At 72.6% G+C, this 20,083-nt stretch carries 17 protein-coding genes; 16 read left to right on the top strand and 1 reads right to left on the bottom strand.

The annotated features are described in order from the left end of the window. The first annotated feature begins 95 nt into the window (after positions 1–95). The 6 genes from rbfA (at position 96) to ABD241_RS03735 (ending at position 7,982) form a co-directional block, all read left to right on the top strand. Entirely contained in the window at positions 96–599 is a 504-nt protein-coding gene (gene rbfA / locus ABD241_RS03710; RefSeq protein ID WP_344058541.1) for a 30S ribosome-binding factor RbfA, read from the top strand. Continuing rightward, positions 596–1,546 carry a tRNA pseudouridine(55) synthase TruB gene (truB, locus tag ABD241_RS03715; RefSeq protein ID WP_344058543.1) on the top strand — a complete coding sequence of 317 codons (951 nt, stop codon included), beginning with the start codon at positions 596–598 and terminating at the stop codon, positions 1,544–1,546. Before rbfA ends, truB begins: the two co-directional genes overlap by 4 nt. A gap of 56 nt (positions 1,547–1,602) precedes the next feature. Beyond that, a complete protein-coding gene (locus ABD241_RS03720) occupies positions 1,603–2,574 on the top strand; it encodes a bifunctional riboflavin kinase/FAD synthetase (protein ID WP_344058545.1) in 972 nt (323 codons plus the stop codon). A gap of 13 nt (positions 2,575–2,587) precedes the next feature. Further along, positions 2,588–3,784, top strand: a complete 1,197-nt coding sequence (gene rodA, locus ABD241_RS03725; protein ID WP_344058547.1) for a rod shape-determining protein RodA — start codon at positions 2,588–2,590, stop codon at positions 3,782–3,784. A 184-nt stretch (positions 3,785–3,968) separates the two neighbouring features. Next, on the top strand, positions 3,969–5,825 hold the full coding sequence (locus ABD241_RS03730) for an AMP-dependent synthetase/ligase (protein WP_344058549.1): 1,857 nt from the start codon (positions 3,969–3,971) through the stop codon (positions 5,823–5,825). A gap of 165 nt (positions 5,826–5,990) precedes the next feature. Further along, positions 5,991–7,982: a TIGR03960 family B12-binding radical SAM protein gene (locus tag ABD241_RS03735; protein WP_344058551.1), complete on the top strand. Its 1,992-nt coding sequence runs from the start codon at positions 5,991–5,993 to the stop codon at positions 7,980–7,982. An 82-nt stretch (positions 7,983–8,064) separates the two neighbouring features. Here ABD241_RS03735 and ABD241_RS03740 read toward each other — a convergent pair whose 3' ends face one another. Next, positions 8,065–8,598, bottom strand: a complete 534-nt coding sequence (locus tag ABD241_RS03740) for an NUDIX hydrolase family protein (RefSeq protein ID WP_344058553.1) — start codon at positions 8,596–8,598, stop codon at positions 8,065–8,067. A 385-nt stretch (positions 8,599–8,983) separates the two neighbouring features. Between ABD241_RS03740 and ileS the strand changes: the two genes are divergently transcribed. From ileS to mrdA, 10 genes are all read left to right on the top strand, one after another. Further along, entirely contained in the window at positions 8,984–12,274 is a 3,291-nt protein-coding gene (ileS, locus tag ABD241_RS03745) for an isoleucine--tRNA ligase (protein ID WP_344058555.1), read from the top strand. Next, complete coding sequence (locus ABD241_RS03750) at positions 12,271–12,858, top strand: GNAT family N-acetyltransferase (protein WP_344058557.1); 588 nt, start codon at positions 12,271–12,273, stop codon at positions 12,856–12,858. The genes ileS and ABD241_RS03750 overlap by 4 nt, the downstream gene beginning before the upstream one ends. After that, the gene (locus ABD241_RS03755; RefSeq protein WP_344058559.1) at positions 12,855–14,246 is read left to right on the top strand and encodes a bifunctional folylpolyglutamate synthase/dihydrofolate synthase; all 1,392 of its coding nucleotides are present in this window, start codon (positions 12,855–12,857) and stop codon (positions 14,244–14,246) included. Before ABD241_RS03750 ends, ABD241_RS03755 begins: the two co-directional genes overlap by 4 nt. 100 nt (positions 14,247–14,346) lie before the next feature. Continuing rightward, positions 14,347–14,793, top strand: coding sequence for a hypothetical protein (locus tag ABD241_RS03760; RefSeq protein WP_344058561.1), 447 nt, complete (start codon positions 14,347–14,349; stop codon positions 14,791–14,793). 13 nt (positions 14,794–14,806) lie between these two features. Then, entirely contained in the window at positions 14,807–15,226 is a 420-nt protein-coding gene (locus ABD241_RS03765) for a DUF4233 domain-containing protein (protein ID WP_344058563.1), read from the top strand. After that, complete coding sequence (ndk, locus tag ABD241_RS03770; protein WP_344058565.1) at positions 15,223–15,651, top strand: nucleoside-diphosphate kinase; 429 nt, start codon at positions 15,223–15,225, stop codon at positions 15,649–15,651. The genes ABD241_RS03765 and ndk overlap by 4 nt, the downstream gene beginning before the upstream one ends. 18 nt (positions 15,652–15,669) lie before the next feature. Then, positions 15,670–16,704 (top strand): rod shape-determining protein, encoded by a 1,035-nt coding sequence (mreB, locus tag ABD241_RS03775; RefSeq protein ID WP_425580668.1) that lies wholly within the window; start codon positions 15,670–15,672, stop codon positions 16,702–16,704. 4 nt (positions 16,705–16,708) lie between these two features. Continuing rightward, positions 16,709–17,539, top strand: coding sequence for a rod shape-determining protein MreC (gene mreC / locus ABD241_RS03780; protein WP_344058567.1), 831 nt, complete (start codon positions 16,709–16,711; stop codon positions 17,537–17,539). Further along, positions 17,536–18,036 carry a rod shape-determining protein MreD gene (locus ABD241_RS03785; RefSeq protein WP_344058570.1) on the top strand — a complete coding sequence of 167 codons (501 nt, stop codon included), beginning with the start codon at positions 17,536–17,538 and terminating at the stop codon, positions 18,034–18,036. Before mreC ends, ABD241_RS03785 begins: the two co-directional genes overlap by 4 nt. Before the next feature lie 56 nt (positions 18,037–18,092). Then, complete coding sequence (mrdA, locus tag ABD241_RS03790; protein WP_344058572.1) at positions 18,093–20,075, top strand: penicillin-binding protein 2; 1,983 nt, start codon at positions 18,093–18,095, stop codon at positions 20,073–20,075. Positions 20,076–20,083 lie beyond the last annotated feature (8 nt).

A 20,083-nucleotide genomic window follows, 5' to 3' on the forward strand; every position in this document is an offset into this window, starting at 1 on the left:
GTCGCGGACCGGACTGCGCCCTCCCCGGTGCCCGCGACTAGGGTGATTGCCACTCGGCTCGCCCCACCGAACGCCACACGAAAGCAGAGACAGTCATGGCTGACCCCGCCCGCGCCCGCAAGATCGCCGACCGGATCAAGGTCATCGTCGCCGAGTACCTCGAGTTCCGCGTCAAGGACGAACGCCTGGGCTTCGTCACCATCACCGACGCCCGGGTCACGGGCGACCTGCAGCACGCCTCGGTGTTCTACACCGTCTTCGGCAGCACCGAGGAGCGCCAGGCGACCGCCGACGTGCTCGAGGCCAACAAGGGCCGCATCCGCTCGGCCGTGGGCAAGGGCATCGGCATCCGGCTCACGCCCTCGATCGAGTTCATCGCCGACGCCCTGCCCGAGGGCGCCGCGCACCTCGAGGACCTCGTGGCCCAGACCCGTGCCCGCGACGAGGAGCTGGCCCGGGCCGCCGCGAACGCGAAGCCGGCCGGCGACCCGGACCCGTACCGCAAGCCGGTCGACCGCTCCGACGACGACACCGACGCCGGCACCGACGTCCGCGATCACACCGCTTCCGAGCGGGGCGCCGACGTCGACGCCCGATGAGCGAGGACGTCGGAGGCCTGCTCGTCGTCGACAAGCCGGCCGGCTGGACGAGCCATGACGTGGTCGCCCGTGCCCGCCGCTTCTGCGGCACGCGCCGGGTCGGCCACGCCGGCACCCTCGACCCCATGGCCACGGGGGTTCTCGTGCTCGGGGTCGACCGCGGCACCAAGCTGCTCACCTTCCTCGTCGGCTGCGACAAGTCGTATGTCGCCACGATCCGCCTGGGGGTCGCCACCCTCACCGACGACGCCGAGGGCGAGATGACCCAGACGGTCGGCGTCGCCGACGTGCCCGCCCTCGAGGCGGGCCTGCCGGCCGCGGTGGCGGCCCTGACCGGGACCATCCAGCAGGTGCCGAGCGCGGTCAGCGCCATCAAGGTCAAGGGCGTCCGCAGCTACACCCGCGTGCGCCAGGGCGACACGGTCGAGCTCGCTGCCCGACCCGTGACCGTGAGCCGGTTCGACGTGCTCGCGGTGCGCCCGGGCACGGTCGCCCCGGAGCTCGGGCCGCCCGTCGAGGTCGTCGACGTCGACGTCGAGGTGGACGTGTCGTCCGGGACGTACGTGCGCGCCCTCGCCCGTGACCTCGGCACGGCCCTCGGGGTCGGCGGCCACCTGACGGCCCTGAGGCGTACGCGTGTGGGCCGCTTCGGCCTCGCCGACGCGGTGTCGCTCGACGAGCTGACCGCCACGTCCGAGGCGGAGGGACGTGACGGCATACCCCTGCTTCCCGTCGCGGAGGCGGCGCGCGCGCAGCTGCCCGTGCACGACGTCTCGGCCGAGGAGGCGCGGGCGCTCGGGTACGGCCAGCGCATCCCCAGTGCGGTCGCCGGCGCCGACGCGGTCGCGGCCATCGACCCCCAGGGTCAGCTCGTGGCGGTGCTCGACGAGACCCGCCCCACCGCCCGGGCGAAGGTGGTCTTCGCGCCCGCGCCGGCGAAGGCGTGAGCGGCGTGGGCACGCCGCGCGGCTCGGGCGACGACGCGGCCACTACAGTGGTCGCCGTGCAGCGCTGGTACGGACTCGACGACATCCCGGCCGATCTCGGGCGCACCGTCGTCACCCTCGGCAACTTCGACGGGGTGCACCGCGGACACCGGGAGGTGCTGACGCGCGTCGTCCGCGAGGCCGCCGAGCGCGGTGCCACCCCCGTGGCCGTCACCTTCGAGCCGCACCCGATCGCCGTCCTCTACCCCGACCGGGCGCCGGCCGCGGTCATGTCGCTCGAGCAGCGCCTCGACGCGCTCGAGTCCGTCGGCCTCGGCGCCGTCCTCGTCATCGAGTTCACCCGCGAGTTCGCCCAGCAGACCCCCGAGGAGTTCGTCCGCGGCACGTTCGTCGACGCGCTCGGCGCGTGCGCCGTCGTCGTCGGCAAGGACACCCGCTTCGGGGTCCGCAACTCCGGCGACGTCGAGACGCTGCGCGAGCTCGGTGCGGCGCACGGCTTCGAGGTGATCGCCCTCGAGGACATCGGCGAGGGCTCGGACCAGGTGGCCCGCTGGAGCTCGACGCAGCTACGGGCCGAGCTGCTCGCCGGCAACGTCGCGCACGCCGCCCAGATCCTCGGCCGGCCGCACCGCGTGACCGGCACCGTGGTGCACGGTGACCATCGCGGGCGCGAGCTGGGCTACCCCACCGCCAACCTCTCGCAGGACCACGAGGGCCTCGTCCCGGCCGACGGCGTCTACGCCGGCTGGCTCGTGCGCCTCGACCTCGACCCCGCGGACCTCGACCGGACCCTCCCGGCGGCCGTCTCGGTCGGCAGCAACCCCACCTTCGACGGAGCCCAGCGCCGCGTCGAGGCCTATGTCCTCGACCGCACCGACCTCGACCTCTACGGCGAGCGGGTGGTTGTGGAGTTCGTCTCCCACCTGCGCCCGACGCTGAGGTTCGACTCGATCGAGGCGCTCGTCGACCAGATGGCCGAGGACGTCGCCCGGTGCCGCGAGATCCTCTCCGCCATCGTCCCCTCGTAGCGAGGACCGGCCCGTGACCGCCGGCGGCCGCCCGGCCGTACGCGCACGACGGGCAGAGGCAGAGGGGGCAGCTCGGGCGGGGCTGCGCACCGCCGACCCGGCCTGGCTGCGGCTCGACCTGGGCCTGTTCGTCGGTGCGCTGGGTCTGTCCCTGCTCGGCTGCGTCCTCGTGTGGTCGGCGACCCGGGCCTCCGCCGGCGCCAGCGCGGGCCTCAAGCAGCTCGTCGCGCTGGGGGTCGGCCTCGGCTGCGCGGCCGTGGTGACGCGGCTGGACGTGCGCACGGTCCGCGCCGCCGCCCCGGTCGTCTACGTGCTCGCCGTCCTCGGGCTCGCGGCGGTCGTCTCGCCGCTCGGCTCCACCGTCAACGGCTCGCGCTCCTGGATCCGGCTACCCGGCGGGTTCAGCCTGCAGCCGTCGGAGCTGATGAAGGTCGCCCTCGCGATCGGCCTCGCGATGCTGCTGGCCGACCGCGCCGAGCGCGGCCTGCGCCAGCGCCACCGCGACGTCGTCCTCGCGTGGGTCGTCGCCGGCATACCCGTCCTGCTCGTGCTGGCCCAGCCCGACCTCGGCTCGGCGCTCGTGCTCGTCGCCATGTCGGTGGTCATCGTCGCCTCCGCGGGGGCCCCGGTGCTGTGGACCGTCGGCGTGGTCGCGGCGGGCGTGGCGGCCGTCGCCGCCGCGTTCCTCACGCCGGTGCTCTCGGGCTACCAGCGCAACCGGCTGCGCGCCTTCCTCGACCCGACCCTGGACCCGCAGGGGATCGGCTACCAGACGCGCCAGGTCCGGATCGCGATCGGCTCGGGCGGCCTGACCGGACAGGGGCTGTTCGAGGGACGCCAGACGCAGGGTGGGTTCATCCCGTTCCAGGAGACCGACTTCGTCTTCTCGGTGGCAGGCGAGGAGCTCGGCTTCCTCGGGGCCGGCGGGCTCGTCGTGCTGATCGGCTTCATCGTGGTCCGCTGTCTCGTCGTGGCCAGGCGCGCCGACGCGTTCGGCCGCCTCGTCGCCACCGGGGTCGCGGTGTGGTTCGGCGTGCAGGCGTTCGAGAACGTCGGGATGAACCTCGGCCTCATGCCGGTGACGGGGCTGCCGCTGCCCTTCGTGTCGAGCGGCGGGTCCTCGCTCATCGCCTCCTGGATCGCACTCGGGCTGGTCGGCAACGTCGCCGCGGTCTCGGGGCCTCCGGTGCGCAGGCGCCCGACCCGCTGAGCCCGGGCCCCCGGCACCCGGCGCACCACACGGCATACGGCACGGCAGACGGCGTGCGCAGGGTCACGTTTCGATGTGGAAGGTCGGGCGATGCGTGACTCGGCCCGGGGTTGTTGACATCATCCGGGCATGGCGGTCGCCCGCAGGCGCCGATGACGGGAACCGCAGTGACGAAGGAGTCCACATGCCCCTCCAGGCACTTGCCGACCGCGACGTCGACCACGACGTCCTCGACGGGCGCGCCCCCAGCGTGGGCGCGCTCTTCCGCAACCGGGTGCGGGCCACGCCCGACGCGCCGGCCTACCAGTACTTCGCGGACGGGGCGACGGAGCTGACGACGCTGACCTGGGCGCAGACGCACGAGATCGTCGAGCAGTGGGCGGCCGGGCTGATCAGCCTCGGCGTGCAGCTGGAGGACCGCGTCGCCATCGCCTCCACCACACGGGTCGAGTGGGTCCTCGCCGACCTCGCCGTCATCTGCGCCGGCGGGGCCACCACGACCGTCTACCCGACGACCATCGCCGAGGACGTCGCCTACATCCTCGCCGACTCCGGCAGCGGGATCGTCTTCGCCGAGGACGAGGAGCAGGTCGCCAAGCTGCAGCACGTGCGCTCGCAGGTGCCGGGCGTGCGCCAGGTGGTCGTGCTGTCCGGCGCCGGCAGCGAGGACGGCTGGGTGATCACGACCGACGAGCTCGCCCGGCGCGGACGCGAGTGGCTCGCCGAGACCCCCGACCTCGTCGACTCGCGCATCGACCAGCTGGGTCCCGAGCACCTGGCCGTCGTCATCTACACCTCCGGCACGACCGGCCGCCCCAAGGGCGTGCGCCTGGTGCAGGACAGCGTCGTCTACGAGGGCGCCGTCATCGACGCGCTCGGCACCTTCACCCGCGACGACCTGCAGTTCCTGTGGCTGCCGCTCTCGCACGTCTTCGGCAAGATGCTCCTCGCGACGGGCCTGCAGATCGGCTTCCCGACGGCCGTCGACGGGCGCGTCGACAAGATCGTCGACAACATGGCCGTGGTCCGGCCGACGTTCATGGCCGGGCCGCCGCGCATCTTCGAGAAGGCGCACGGCCGGATCGCGCTGATGTTCGCGGCGGAGACGGGCGTCAAGAAGCGGCTCATCGACTGGGCCCTCGCCGTCGGCGGCGAGATGCGAGACGTCCTGGCGCGCGGTGAGCAGGGCTCGGCGGTGCTGCGGGCCAAGCACGCCCTCGCCGACCGGCTCGTGCTGCACAAGGTGCAGGAGCGCTTCGGCGGGCGGGTCCGCTTCATGATCAGCGGTTCTGCGCCGCTCAACGCCGAGGTCGCCCGGTGGTTCGGGTCGGTGGGGCTGCTCGTCCAGGAGGGCTACGGCCTGACCGAGACGTCGTCCGGCACCACGGTCAACGCACCCGACCACGGCGCGTACCAGTACGGCTCGGTCGGCTGGCCGCTGCCGGGCACCGAGGTCCGCATCGCGGAGGAGGACGGCGAGATCCTCGTCCGGGGGCCCGGCGTCATGCGCGGCTACCACAACAACCCCGAGGCGACGGCCGAGGTGCTCACCGACGACGGCTGGTTCCACACCGGCGACATCGGGCGCATCGACGAGCGCGGCTTCCTCTACGTCACCGACCGCAAGAAGGACGTCTTCAAGACCTCGGGCGGCAAGTACATCGCGCCGGCCGAGATCGAGGCGCGCTTCAAGGGGCTGTGCCCCTTCGTCAGCCAGTTCCTCGTCCACGGCGCCGGCCACAACTACGCGACGGCCCTCGTCACGCTCGACCCGGACGCCGTGGCGGCTTGGGCGCCGACCGTGGGCCTCGAGGGCCGGCCCTACGCCGAGGTGGTGTCCTCGCCGCAGGCGCGGGCGCTCGTGCAGGGCTACATCGACCGGCTCAACGCCGGCCTGAACCGGTGGGAGACGATCAAGAAGTTCACCATCCTCGACCAGGACCTCACGGTCGAGGCCGGTGACCTCACGCCGAGCATGAAGCTGCGCCGCAAGGCCGTCACCGAGAAGCACCGGGCCGAGCTGGAGGCCATGTACGAGTGATCTGGCTCGCTCCGCTCGCCGTGTTCGGCGCGCCGTGACGTCACGCCTTCCCTCCTCGGCTCGCTCGCTGCGCTCGCTTCGCTCGTCAGTCCAGCCGTGACGCGCGCCGAACTATGCGGTTCTCGGCATTTCGGGGGTCCGGTCGCGTCACCGTACGATGGACCAATGCCCGGTGAGTCACTCTTCAACGCCCTCGAGCCCCTGCTGGAGCGGGTCAACAAGCCGATCCAGTACGTCGGGGGGGAGCTCAACTCCACCGTCAAGGACTGGAACGTCGGCGGCTACGGCCCCGGCGGCGAGGAGCTGACGACGCGCTGGGCACTGATGTACCCCGACGCGTACGAGGTGGGCGTGCCCAACCAGGGCGTCATGATCCTCTACGAGGTCCTCAACGAGCGTGACGACGCCCTCGCGGAGCGGACGTATGCCGTGTGGCCCGACATGGAGGCGCAGCTGCGCGAGGCGGGCCTGCCGCAGTTCACCGTCGACGGGCACCGGTCGGTGCGCGACTTCGACCTGTTCGGGCTCAGCTTCTCGACCGAGCTCGGCTACACCAACATGCTGACCGCGCTCGACCTCGCCGGTATCCCGCTGCACTCGGCGGACCGCGGCCTCGAGGACCCGATCGTCGTCGCGGGCGGCCACGCGGCCTTCAACCCCGAGCCGATCGCCTCGTTCATCGACGCCGCCATCGTCGGTGACGGTGAGGAGGCGGTCCTCTCCGTCACCGACATCGTGGGGGAGTGGAAGGCGCAGGGCCGTCCGGGCGGTCGGCGCGAGGTGCTGCTGCGCCTGGCCCGCACCGGCGGCGTCTACGTCCCGGCGTTCTACGACGTGTCCTACCTGCCCGACGGGCGCATCCAGCGGGTGGCACCCTCCGCCGACGCCCCCGGGGTGCCGTGGCGCGTGGCCAAGCACACGGTCATGGACCTCGACGCCTGGCCCTACCCGAAGCAGCCGCTCGTGCCGCTGGCCGAGTCGGTGCACGAGCGGATGTCGGTCGAGATCTTCCGCGGCTGCACCCGCGGCTGCCGCTTCTGCCAGGCCGGCATGATCACCCGCCCAGTGCGCGAGCGCTCGATCACGGGCATCGGCGAGATGGTCGAGCGGGGCCTGGCCGCCACCGGCTTCGAGGAGGTGGGCCTGCTCTCGCTCAGCTCGGCCGACCACTCCGAGATCGCCGACCTGACCAAGGGCCTGGCCGACCGCTACGAAGGCACGCAGACCGGGTTGTCCCTGCCGTCGACGCGGGTCGACGCCTTCAACATCGACCTGGCCAACGAGCTGACCCGCAACGGCCGCCGCTCGGGGCTCACGTTCGCGCCCGAGGGCGGCTCCGAGCGGATCCGCCGGGTCATCAACAAGATGGTGTCCGAGGAGGACCTCATCAACACCGTCGCCGCGGCCTACGGCGCCGGCTGGCGGCAGGTGAAGCTCTACTTCATGTGCGGCCTGCCCACCGAGACCGACGAGGACGTGCTGCAGATCGCCGAGCTCGCCAAGCGGGTCATCGAGACCGGCCGGCAGGTGTCCGGGCGCCGCGACATCCGCTGCACCGTCTCGATCGGCGGGTTCGTGCCCAAGCCGCACACGCCGTTCCAGTGGGCCGCCCAGCTCGGCGTCGAGGAGACCGACGCCCGCCTGCTCAAGCTGCGCGAGGCCATCCGGGCCGACAAGCGCTACGGCTCCTCCATCGGCTTCCGCTACCACGACGGCCAGCCGGGCCTCGTCGAGGGCCTGCTCTCGCGTGGCGACCGCCGGGTCGGCCGGGTCATCGAGGCGGTGTGGCGTGACGGCGGCCGCTTCGACGGCTGGAGCGAGCACTTCTCCTACGAGCGCTGGATGCGCTGCGCCGACGAGGCGCTCGCCGACCTGCCCGTCGACGTCGCCTGGTACACCACGCGCGAGCGCGGCCAGGCCGAGGTCCTGCCCTGGGACCACCTGGACTCCGGCCTCGACAAGGACTGGCTCTGGGAGGACTGGCAGGACGCCCTCGACGAGACCGAGGTCGACGACTGTCGCTGGACCCCGTGCTTCGACTGCGGCGTGTGCCCGCAGATGGGCACCGAGATCGAGATCGGGCCCACCGGCAAGACGCTGCTGCCGCTCACGGTCCTCGGCTCGGGTCGTCAGGACCTGCTCGAGCACCAGCACTGACGCAGGCTCCTCGACCGCCCGGGCCGTATGCCGGGTGCCTGGCCCGCCCGCGCCGGGTGTCCGGGCGGGTGAGGGGCGCCGGTCAGACCGGGTAGCCGACGTGGGCGAGGGCCTGGCGCACGAGGACCCCGTGCGAGCCGGGCATCTCGCCGCGGAACGAGCTGGACGCCGCCTCCTCGGGCGTGACCCACGACAGGTCGAGGGCGTCCTGCTGCGGCCGGCAGTCGCCCATCACGGGGACGATGAAGGCCAGCGACACGGCGTGCTGGCGCGGGTCGTGGAACGGGGTGACCCCCGGCGTCGGGAAGAACTCGGCGACGGTGAACGGCTGCGGCGACAGGGGGATCCGCGGCAGCGCCATGGGGCCGAGGTCGTTCTCGACGTGCCGCACGAGGGCGTCGCGGATGCGCTCGTGGTAGAGCACGCGGCCGCCGACGACCTCCTGGCCGATGCCGCCGTCGCTGTCGGCGCGGAGCAGCAGCCCGAGGTGGGTGACCGTGCCGCGGTCGTCCACCCGGACGGGGATCGCGTGGACGTAGAGGATCGGGAGCCGGTCCCGGGCGCTGTCGAGGTCCTCGCGGCTCAGCCACGCACCTGCCGTGTCCACTTCGCTCATGCGATCATCCTGCCAAACGACCTGCTCGCCGGGACCGCCGGTCCACCGACGGCGCGCCGACGGCATACGACACGCGGGGCCCGGCGCCGCGCACTGCGAGGGGGCGAGGTGCGAACCCGGGCCGGGCGCCCGGTCAGGCTAGACTGGCGCGCACAGGCGTTCGAGCCGTCATCAGCGGCGAGCCTCCGGAAGAACAGAGCGCGAGCTCCCACTAGACCCGGACGGGTGGGCCCGTCACAGCCTTGGACAAGAGTGGCCGTATGCCGTCAGCCCCCCGTGGGCGCGTGCGTGCGGCAAACGGGGTGGTACCGCGGCAACCTCCGGCAGGAGACGTCGTCCTCGTGCAGGCGAGTGACCAACGATGCGACCGCAGGAGACCACGAGCATGACCTACCCCAAGGTCACCACGAACGACGACGACGGCCACCCCGTGGCGGGCGGCGTGCCGTCCAACCCGCGCTTCCCCGAGATCGAGCAGCGGGTCCTGAAGTACTGGGACGAGGACGGCACGTTCATCGCGTCGGTCGAGGGCCGCGACGCCGGCACCGACGGCGACAACGAGTTCGTGTTCTACGACGGGCCGCCCTTCGCCAACGGCCTGCCGCACTACGGCCACCTGCTCACCGGCTACGTCAAGGACATCGTCCCGCGCTACCAGACGATGCGGGGCAAGCGCGTCGAACGCCGCTTCGGGTGGGACACCCACGGCCTGCCCGCCGAGCTCGAGGCGCAGCGCCAGCTGGGCCTGAAGACCAAGCAGGACATCGTCGAGCTCGGCATCGACAGGTTCAACGACGCCTGCCGCAGCTCGGTGCTGAAGTACACCGGCGAGTGGCGCGACTACGTGACCCGCCAGGCCCGCTGGGTCGACTTCGACCACGACTACAAGACGCTCGAGCCCGACTACATGGAGTCGGTCATCTGGGCGTTCAAGCAGCTGCACGACAAGGGCCTGGTCTACGAGGGCTTCCGCGTGCTGCCCTACTGCTGGAACGACCAGACGCCGCTGAGCAACCACGAGCTGCGCATGGACGACGACGTCTACAAGATGCGCCAGGACCCCGCCGTCACGGTGGGTCTGCGCCTCGAGACCGGCGAGCTGGCCCTGGTGTGGACCACCACGCCGTGGACCCTCCCGGCCAACCTCGGCATCATGGTCGGCCCCGACATCGACTACGTCGTTGTCGAGTCCGACGTCACGGGAACGACGGAGCGCTACGTCGTCGGCGAGGCCCGCCTCGCGGCCTACGCCAAGGAGCTCTTCGGTGCCGACGTCGACCGGTCCACGCTCGGGGAGCGCGTCGTCGAGCGCCTCAAGGGCAGCGACCTGGTGGGCCGTGGCTTCACGCCGCCGTTCTCCTACTACGTCGGGCACGAGCGCGCGCACCGCGTCTTCCCGGCCGACTTCGTCACCACCGAGGACGGCACCGGTCTGGTGCACACCGCCGGCGCCTTCGGTGAGGAGGACAAGATCGTCACCGACGCGGCGGGCATCGAACCGGTCATCCCGGTCGGCCCCGACGGCCGCTTCCTCTGGCCGGTCACCGACTACGAGGGCATGCACGTCTTCGACGCCAACGCCCACATCATCGACCACCTCAAGGCCGCCACCCGCGGTGAGGGCGAGACCGGCTCGGTGACGCCCGGGACCGTGCTGCTGCGCCGCGAGACCTACGACCACAGCTACCCGCACTGCTGGCGCTGCCGCGAGCCCCTCATCTACATGGCGGTCTCGTCGTGGTTCGTCGAGGTCACGAAGATCAAGGAGCGCATGCTCGAGCTCAACCAGGAGATCGAGTGGACGCCCTCGCACATCAAGGACGGCCAGTTCGGCAAGTGGCTGGCCAACGCCCGCGACTGGTCCATCTCGCGCAACCGCTTCTGGGGCAGCCCGATCCCGGTGTGGAAGTCCGACAACCCCGAGTTCCCGCGCGTCGACGTCTACGGCTCGTTCGAGGAGCTCGAGCGTGACTTCGGCGTCGAGGTCACCGACCTGCACCGTCCGTTCATCGACAGCCTGACGCGACCCAACCCGGACGACCCGTCGGGCCGATCGACCATGCGCCGCGTCGAGGACGTGCTCGACGTGTGGTTCGACTCCGGCTCGATGAGCTTCGCCCAGGTGCACTACCCGTTCGAGAACGCCGAGTGGTTCGAGCACCACTTCCCGGGCGACTTCATCGTCGAGTACATCGGCCAGACCCGCGGCTGGTTCTACACGCTGCACATCCTGGCCACCGCGCTGTTCGACCGACCCGCCTTCAAGACGTGCGTCAGCCACGGCATCGTCCTGGGCTCCGACGGCCAGAAGATGAGCAAGTCGCTGCGCAACTACCCCGACGTCCGCGAGGTCTTCGACCGCGACGGCGCCGACGCCATGCGGTGGTTCCTCATGAGCAGCCCGATCCTGCGCGGCGGCAACCTCATCGTCACCGAGCAGGGCATCCGTGACGGCGTGCGCCAGGTCATGATCCCGCTGTGGAACGCGTGGTCCTTCTTCGCGCTCTACGCCAACACCGCGCGCGGCGGCGAGGGCTACGAGGCCAGGCGCTCGACCACGTCCACCGACGTGCTCGACCGCTACCTGCTGGCCAAGTTGCGCGAGTTCGTCGGCGACATGACCGGGCAGCTCGACGCGTACGAGATCGCCGCGGCCTGCGACACGATGCGCGGCTTCCTCGACGTGCTGACCAACTGGTACATCCGCCGGTCGCGCGACCGCTTCTGGGGCGGCGAGAGCGAGGAGTCGCTCGCCGCGTTCGACACGCTGTGGACGGCCCTCGAGACGGTGACCCGGGCGACGGCGCCGCTGCTGCCGCTCGTGACCGAGGAGATCTGGCGCGGCCTGACGGGGGAGCGCTCCGTGCACCTCACGGACTACCCGAAGGTCGAGGACCTGCCGGCCGACCACGAGCTCGTCGTCGCCATGGACCGGGCGCGCGAGATCTGCTCGACGGGCTCCAGCCTGCGCAAGGCCCGCGGCCTTCGCGCCCGCCTCCCGCTCGCCGAGCTCACCGTCGTGACGAGCGAGCCGGAGCGCCTCGAGCCGTTCCGCGGCATCATCTCCGACGAGCTCAACGTGAAGGCGCTCACCCTCGTCGACGTCGCCACGGCCAGCGAGTCCGACTTCGGCGTGAGCCAGCGCCTGACCGTCAACGCGCGTGCGGCCGGTCCGCGCCTGGGCCGCGACGTCCAGCTCGCGATCAAGGGCAGCAAGTCCGGCGACTGGTCCGTGTCGGCCGACGGCACCGTGACCTCCGGCGGCCTCTCCCTCGTGGAGGGCGAGTACACCCTGGAGACCGTCGTCGCCGGCGAGTCGGACGGCGCGGGCGCCACCGCCATGCTGCCGTCCGGCGGGTTCGTCGTGCTCGACACCACGGTCACACCCGAGCTGGCCTCCGAGGGCCTGGCCCGCGACCTCGTCCGGGCGGTCCAGCAGGCCCGCCGTGACACGGGTCTGCACGTCAGCGACCGCATCAGCCTGACGGTCCAGGGTGGACCCGAGGTCTTCGAGGCCACGGTCACGCACCGCGACCTCATCGTCGGCGAGACGCTGGCCACGCAGTTCGCCTCCGCCGGGCTCGAGCACCCCCTGCCCGCCGGCCTCGCCGGCACGCCGACGGACGTGGTCGTCGGCGACAACCACCAGGCCAGGATCCTGGTGGTGAAGCGATGACCGCCACGAACCGCGAGGACGAGCTGGAGGCCGCCGACGTGAGCACGACCCCCGAGCACGACACGACCCCGACCACCGCCGGGAGCGGGGAGGTCCTGGTCCGCGGCGCCGTCGGTGACGACCTCGCGGGGGTGCTCTCCGTGGGGCACCGCACGTGGCTGGCGACGTACGAGCCGATCGCCGGCCCCGAGTACGTCGCGATGGGCCTGGCCAAGTGGTGGACGAGCGACGTCGTGACCGACTCGATCCGCAAGGGCCGCACGCTCGTGGCCGTCGAGGGCGACGAGGTCGTCGGTGTCGCGACGTACGGCCACCAGGACGACGCCGTCGTGCTCTGGAAGCTCTACGTGCTGCCCGGACACCACGGCAAGGGCATCGGCACGCGCCTGTTCGAAGCCGTCGTCCGGCGCGCCGTCGAGAGCGAGCACCGGCGACTCACGCTGTCCTACCTCGAGGGCAACGAGCAGGCTGCGCGCTTCTACGCCAAGCACGGCTTCACCGAGACCCACCGCGAGACGCCGGGCTCGGGCCTGCCCGAGAGCGTCTGGATGGCCCGCGACCTGGACGGGGAGGAGCAGGCATGAACGGCCGTCCGGACGCCGCCGCCGTGGAGGCGGCGCGCAACCTCGAGGAGATGAAGCGGATGCGCGAGATCGAGGAGGAGATCCTCGCCCGCGCCCCCGAGAACGACATCGGCCCGTCGCTCGGACGGATCCGCGCCGTCATGGAGCTGGCCGGCGACCCGCAGCGCAGCTACCCCTCGATCCACCTCACCGGCACCAACGGCAAGACCTCCACCAGCCGCATGATCGACTCGATCCTGCGCGAGACCGGGCTCTCGACGGGACGCTTCACGTCGCCCCACCTGCACGACATCCGTGAGCGGATCACCCTGTCGGGCAAGCCCATCCCGCGCGACAAGTTCATCGCCGCCTACGAGGAGATCGCACCGCTCGTCGAGATCGTCGACGCGCGGTCGCTGGAGTCGGGCGGTCGACGGATGAACTTCTTCGAGGTGCTCGTCGCCCTCGCCTACGCGGCCTTCGCGGACGCCCCGGTCGACGTCGCCATCATCGAGGTAGGGCTCGGCGGCTCCTGGGACGCGACGAACGTCATCGACGCGCAGGTCGCCGTCATCACCCCGGTGGACCTCGACCACACCAACCTCCTCGGCAACGACGTCGTGTCGATCGCGGAGGAGAAGAGCGGCATCATCAAGGCCGACTCCGTCACCGTCTCGGGCGTCCAGGACGAGGATGTCGCGCGGGTCCTGCTCGACCGGGTCGAGGAGGTCGGCGGCTCGCGGATCGTCTTCGAGGGCAACGACTTCGGTGTCCTCGCCCGCGAGGTGGCCATCGGGGGCCAGCAGGTCTCCCTCCGCGGGCTCGCGGGGGAGTATGCCGACCTGTTCCTCCCGCTCCACGGCGCGCACCAGGCCAGCAACCTCGCCACCGCCGTCGCCGCTGTCGAGTCGTTCCTCGGGGGCGGCGAGCAGCCGATCGACGCGGAGGTCCTCACCGCCGCCTGTGCCGCGATGACCTCGCCCGGCAGGCTCGAGATCGTCCGCCGGTCGCCGACGGTGCTCGTCGACGCCGCGCACAACCCGCACGGCGCCCGCTCGCTCGTGGCGGCCCTCGAGGAGTCCTTCGCCTTCACCCGCCTGGTGGGCCTCGTCGGCATCGTCGCCGACAAGGACGCGACGGGGATGCTCGAGGTGCTCGAGCCCGTGCTCGACCACGTCGTCATCACCCGCAGCTCGTCGCCGCGGGCCATGCGGCCCGAGCAGCTGGGCGCCCTGGCGGTCGAGCTCTTCGGCGAGTCGCGCGTGACCGTCGTGCGTAACCTGCCCGACGCGCTCGAGCAGGCCGTGACGCTCGCCGAGTCCGACGGCATGGGCGCCGGCGTCATCGCCACCGGGTCGGTGATCACCGCCGCCGAGGTGCGCATGCTGCTCGGCCTCACCGACGTCTGAGGGCGGGCCGGATCGGGGGGCTGCCGGCCACGGCGCCCGGGTGGGCGCCGGGCCACGGGCGTGGTCCGGCGCCACGGGCAGCGCCCGTAGGCTGGCCTGCATGCACCCCCTGGTGAAGCTCGTGCTCATCCTCGTCGTCGTCGTGGTGGCCGTCGTCGTCTGGGGACGTGTCATGGGGCGCAAGGACCCGGACCGCGAGCTGGTGGGCCTGACCGACACCGTCCGGGCGAAGGTGAGCCGCGAGCTGAGTGCCGGGCACAAGATCAACGCCATCAAGATCTACCGCGAGGCCACCGGCGCGCCGCTGGCCGACGCCAAGCGCGCCGTCGACGGCTGGTTCGTGCCGGGGCAGGGCCCGGGCGTGCGCGACGCCGCCGCCTCGTTCACCGAGGGGCGCCTCACCAAGGAGGCCCGGGACCGCATCAGCGAGCTCATCCTGGCCGGGCGACGGTCCGACGCGATGAGCCTCTACGCCGAGGCGACCGGTGCCAGCGGGACCGAGGCGCAGGCGATCATCCGCACCTGGGACACCGCCCAGGACTACTGAGGCAGACCATCACATGCGATCGATCATCTTCTACGGCCGCACCGGCAAGTTCACCTTCCGGATGCTGGCGACCGTCCTCGGTGGCCAGTCCATCTGCATCCTCCTCGGTGCCCTCGTGGCGCGCGCCGTCGCGGCGACCGACCAGGCGAACGGCGCCGGCACGGCATACCTGGTCGTGGGCTTCGGCCTCGGCGCGCTGTGCATCGTCGCCGCGGGACTCATGCGACGCCCGTGGGGCGTGACGCTGGGATGGGTCGTCCAGGCCCTCACCCTGCTCAGCGCGCTCGTCGTGCCGATGATGTTGGTCGTCGGCCTCTTCTTCCTCGCGCTGTGGGTCACCTGCCTCGTCAAGGGCGCCCCCATCGACGCCGAGATGGCCCGTCGCGAAGCCGCGGCGGGGCCTCCTGACCCGGCCGATAGGGTGGACGGGTGACCACCGAACGCTCCCTCGTCCTCGTCAAGCCCGACGGTTTCTCGCGCGGCCTCACCGGAGAGGTCCTGCGCCGCATCGAGGGCAAGGGCTACCGCCTCGCCGCGTTGTCGGTGCTGACCCCCTCACGTGAGCAGCTGGCCGCCCACTACGCCGAGCACGAGGGCAAGCCGTTCTACGAGCCGCTCGTCGAGTTCATGAGCTCCGGCCCGGTGGCCGCGGTCGTCATCGAGGGCCAGGACTGCGTCAAGGGCTTCCGCAGCCTGGCCGGCGCGACCAACCCCACCGACGCGGCGCCCGGCACGATCCGCGGGGACCTCGGGCGCGACTGGGGCACCAAGGTGCAGCAGAACATCGTGCACGGCTCCGACTCCCACGAGTCCGCCACACGCGAGATCGGCATCTGGTTCCCCGATCTGGCGGGCTGATCGGGGCACAATCTGGGCATGACCTCCCGACCCCGGCTGCGCCCGCTCGGGCGTGACCTGGGGATCGACCTCGGCACCGCCAACACCCTGATCCACGTCCGTGGTCAGGGTGTCGTCGTGGAGGAGCCCTCCGTCGTCGCGGTGGACGTCGGCTCCGGACGCCTGGTCGCCGCCGGCACGCGCGCCAAGGAGATGCTCGGACGCGCGCCGGGGACCATCCGGGCCGTGCGCCCGCTGCGTGACGGCGTCGTCTCCGACGCCGACGAGACCGAGCGCATGCTGCGCTGGTTCATCGACCTGGTCGGCGCCTCGCGGCTCGTGCGTCCCCGCATGGTGCTGTGCGTCCCGAGCGAGGTGACGGGCGTCGAACGCCGCGCGCTGGAGGACGCCGCGACCCGGTGCGGTGCGCGCCGCGTCTACATGGTGGAGGAGCCCATGGCGGCCGCCATCGGCGCCGGCCTGCCCGTGCACGAGACGGCCGCGAGCATGGTGGTCGACATCGGCGGCGGCAGCACCGACGTCGCGGTCATCAGCCTCGGCGGCATCGTGACGTCGAGCTCCCTGCGCGTCGCCGGTGACGAGATCGACGAGGCGCTGGTCAGCCACGTCAAGAGCGAGTACTCCCTGCTGCTCGGCGAGCGCAGCGCCGAGGACCTGAAGGTGGCGGTCGGCTCGGTCTTCCCCCTGCGTGAGGAGCTGACCACTCGGCTGCGCGGCCGCGACCTCGTCACCGGGCTGCCGAAGACCGTGCAGGTGGGCTCCGCCGAGGTACGCCGCGCCATCGAGGGGCCGGTCCTGCAGATCATCGAGCTCGTCCGCGCCACGCTCGACGTCTGCCCGCCAGAGCTGGCCGGCGACATCCTCGACCGGGGCATCACCCTCACCGGCGGGGGAGCACTGCTGCGCGGCCTCGACGAGCGGATGCGGCACGAGCTCGGCGTGCCCGTCCAGGTCGCGCAGGACCCGCTCCGTGCCGTCGCCCACGGCGCCGGGCGGTGCGTCGACGACTTCGCCGGCCTCGAGCGCCTCCTCGTCGGGGACCACCGCCTCTAGTCGCATGACCTCCACGTCCCGCCGCCGCCTCCTCGTCGTGCTCGCCTCGCTGACCCTCGTGCTCCTCGTCGCCGACCTGGCCGGCTGGGGCGGTGTCGACGCAGTCCGCCGCGTGGGCGGCCTCGCCCTCGGGCCGGTCCAGCGACTCCTCTCGGCGGCCCCGGGCGCCGACCAGGCCACAGCCGAGCGTGACAACGCCCGCCTGACCGCCCTCGTGGCCGATCAGCAGCACCGCCTCGACGAGCTCGGCCGGCTCGAGAAGCTCCTCGGGTCGAGGTCGGCCGCCGGGCACGCCGTCGTGGCGGCCCTGGTCGTGGCCACCAAGGTGGGCCAGCTCGGGGGCCGCAGCGTGACCCTCGACGTCGGCTCACGGGACGGCGTGCGCGCCGACTCCACCGTGGTGGCGGCGGACGGCCTGGTCGGTCGGGTGGTCGAGGTCTCGCCCTGGACGAGCGACGTGCAGGTGCTCGGCAGCGCGGGCTCGGTCGTGGCGGTGCGCGTCGGGGCGGCCGGCACCCTGGGCACCGTCGCCGCGCCGGCACCCGGGGACTCGCAGGCGCGCCCGCGGGGGACGCTGCGCCTGTCCTTCGTGCAGCCCGCCGCACCGGTCGTCGGTGACCTCGTGCGCACGCTCGGGAGCGTCGACGACACGCCGTATGCCGCGGGCATCGTCGTCGGCACCGTGACCGACGTCGACCCGGACCGGGGCGAGGGCTCCAGAACGGCGACGGTCCGTCCGGCCGTCGACCCCGACGCCATCGACGTCGTCGCCGTCATCCTCCCCTCCACGCGCTCGGCGCCCCGGCCCGCCCCGACAGCCGGAGGCGCTCGGTGAGGCCGACGCTGCTGGGACTTCTGCGGACGGCATACGTCCTCGTCGCGGCGCTGCTCGTGGCCACCGTGCTGCCCAGGCTCGGCGTGGCGGCGCCCCTGGTGCCCGACCTCGTGCTGGTCGGCGTCGTCGCGACGGCGGTCCTGCGCGGTCCGGTCCACGGTGCGCTGGTGGGCCTGCTCGCCGGCTGGGTCGTCGAGCTCGTGCCGCCCGGCGGCAGGCCGCTCGGGCTGACGGCGCTGGTGCTCATGGCCGCCGGCCTGGCCGCCGGGCTCTTCAGGAGCCCGTCGTCGCGCTCGCCCCTGAGGCCGCTGGCCGCGCTGCTCGTCGCAGCGCTGGCCACGGTGGTCGCCCACGTGGCCGCCGCGGTGCTCGCCGACGGCGACGTGGAGCTGCTCGGGACCGCGCGACGGCTCGTGGCCACCATGGTCGCGGGGGCGGTGCTCCTGCCGGCGCTGCTCTCCGTGGACTGCGGGCTCGTACGGCGGAGGCTCGGGTGAGGGGCACCCTGCGCAGCCGGGCGCCTCGTCGGCGTCGCCGGGTAGCGCGGCCCTCGGTGGGTGTCACGGGCGTCGTGCTGGTCCTGCTCGTCACGCTGTTCGGGTTGCTCCTCGGGCGCCTGGGGCAGCTGCAGCTCGTGCAGGGCCCGCAGCTCGCCCGCGCGGCCACGACCGTCAACACCCGAACCGTCACCGACCACGCCCTCCGTGGGCGCATCCTCGACCGGACCGGGCGCCCGCTCGTCGCCAACGCGTTCGAGACCGCCGTGACGGTGCAGCGGTCGGTGCTCGTCGACGCGAAGGACGGTGGCCGCGGCCTCGTCACCCGCGTCGCAGCAGCCCTCGGCCTGCCCTTCGAGCGGCTCTGGGGCAAGACCGCACTGTGCGGCACCGCGGGCGCGCCGCCCGCGCCCGCCTGCTTCAACGGCTCGCCCTACGTCCCGATCCCGCTCGCGACCGGCGTCGACCCCCGACGTGCCCTGACCCTGCTCGAGCAGCCCGAGAAGTTCCCCGGCGTCGGAGTCACGAGCGAGCCCGCCCGCGACTATCCCGAGCCCGAGGGCGCCCTCGCTCCGCACCTGCTCGGCTGGGTCGGCCCGGCCTCCGCCGACCAGGTGGCGGCGGGCAGGGGGAGGATCGACGCGGAGGACGTCGTGGGGCGTGCCGGCCTCGAGGCCCAGTACGACGCCGTCCTGCGAGGCGCCAACGGCGCCACGGTCGTGGCCATCGACCCGCGCGGCATCGTCACGCGCACGGTGAGCACGACCCCGGCGGTCCCGGGCCGCGACGTCGTGACGCACCTCGACGCCCGGCTCCAGGCGCGCACCGAGGCGGCCCTCGCCCGGGCGGTGGGCTCGGCCCGCGCGCAGAAGCTGCCGGCTGACTCCGGCGCTGCCGTCGTGGTCGACGTGACGAGCGGGGCCGTCCTCGCCGCCGCCAGCTATCCCACCTACGACCCGTCGCTCTTCGCCGGCGGCATCAGCAGCAGCGACCTGGCCGGCCTGACCGACGACCGTCGCGGCACGCCGCTGCGGTCGCGGCTGACCAGCGAGACGTTCCCGCCCGCGTCGACCTTCAAGGTCGTGTCGGTGCCGGCGGCGGTCAACGCCGGGGCCGACCTGCACGGCACCTTCGACTGCTCACCGAGCGTGACGATCGGCGGCCACGTCTTCAACAACTACGAGTCGCGGGGCTACGGCCCCATCGACCTGCACAAGACCCTCGTCGTCTCGTGCGACACCGTCTTCTACCGCCTCGCGTATGCCGCGTGGCTGGCTCAGGGCGGCCTGGCCGCTCCCGTCTCGGCCTCGGACCCGTTCGTCGCGATGGCCAGGGCCTTCGGCCTCGGTCGTCGGACCGGGGTCGACCTGCCGGGGGAGGCCGCCGGGCGGGTGCCCGACCGGGCGTGGAAGGAGCAGTACTGGCTCGCCACCCGGGACGAGACGTGCAGGCGGGCGAAGACCGGCTACCCGGAGGTCGCCAGCGGCGACCGGGCGAGGGCCGACTACCTGAAGCGGCTGGCGGTGGAGAACTGCACGGCCGGCTACCAGTACCGGGCGGGCGACGCCGTGAACTTCTCGATCGGCCAGGGCGACACGGCCGTGACGATCCTGCAGATGGCGGGCGTCTATGCCGCCATCGCCAACGGCGGCACGATCTGGCAGCCGCAGGTGGCCGCAGCCTTCCGCACGGCCGGCGGAGCGACGACCCCGATCCCGCCGAAGCGGGTGGCCACCGTCCCGCTGAGGCCCGACGTCGCCGCATACGTCCGTTCTGCCCTGGCAGACGTCACGCGACCGGGCGGCTCGGCGGGCACCGCCTTCCAGGGTTTCCCGATGGAGCGCTACCCCGTCGCGGGCAAGACCGGCACGGGTGAGGTCTTCGGCAAGAAGGCCACCGCGTGGTTCGCCGGCTACGGCCCGACCACGAAGCCGAGGTATGCCGTCGTGGTCGTCGTCGGGCAGGGCGGCTCGGGCTCGAAGGTGGCAGCCCCTGCCGTCCGGCAGATCTTCGATGCGATCCTTGCCCTGGGGCTGTGAGCCCACAC

Origin of the sequence: Terrabacter lapilli, assembly GCF_039531305.1 — a bacterium.
In the GTDB taxonomy this organism is placed as follows: domain Bacteria; phylum Actinomycetota; class Actinomycetes; order Actinomycetales; family Dermatophilaceae; genus Terrabacter; species Terrabacter lapilli.

Bases quoted from the DNA above. Each gene is read 5' to 3' on its own strand.
- rbfA (WP_344058541.1), top strand. From the start codon at position 96: ATGGCTGACCCCGCCCGCGCCCGCAAGATCGCCGACCGGATCAAGGTC.
- truB (WP_344058543.1), top strand. From the start codon at position 596: ATGAGCGAGGACGTCGGAGGCCTGCTCGTCGTCGACAAGCCGGCCGGC.
- ABD241_RS03730 (WP_344058549.1), top strand. From the start codon at position 3,969: ATGCCCCTCCAGGCACTTGCCGACCGCGACGTCGACCACGACGTCCTC.
- ABD241_RS03735 (WP_344058551.1), top strand. From the start codon at position 5,991: ATGCCCGGTGAGTCACTCTTCAACGCCCTCGAGCCCCTGCTGGAGCGG.
- ABD241_RS03740 (WP_344058553.1), bottom strand. From the start codon at position 8,598: ATGAGCGAAGTGGACACGGCAGGTGCGTGGCTGAGCCGCGAGGACCTC.
- ileS (WP_344058555.1), top strand. From the start codon at position 8,984: ATGACCTACCCCAAGGTCACCACGAACGACGACGACGGCCACCCCGTG.
- ABD241_RS03750 (WP_344058557.1), top strand. From the start codon at position 12,271: ATGACCGCCACGAACCGCGAGGACGAGCTGGAGGCCGCCGACGTGAGC.
- ABD241_RS03755 (WP_344058559.1), top strand. From the start codon at position 12,855: ATGAACGGCCGTCCGGACGCCGCCGCCGTGGAGGCGGCGCGCAACCTC.
- ABD241_RS03760 (WP_344058561.1), top strand. From the start codon at position 14,347: ATGCACCCCCTGGTGAAGCTCGTGCTCATCCTCGTCGTCGTCGTGGTG.
- ABD241_RS03765 (WP_344058563.1), top strand. From the start codon at position 14,807: ATGCGATCGATCATCTTCTACGGCCGCACCGGCAAGTTCACCTTCCGG.
- mreB (WP_425580668.1), top strand. From the start codon at position 15,670: ATGACCTCCCGACCCCGGCTGCGCCCGCTCGGGCGTGACCTGGGGATC.
- mreC (WP_344058567.1), top strand. From the start codon at position 16,709: ATGACCTCCACGTCCCGCCGCCGCCTCCTCGTCGTGCTCGCCTCGCTG.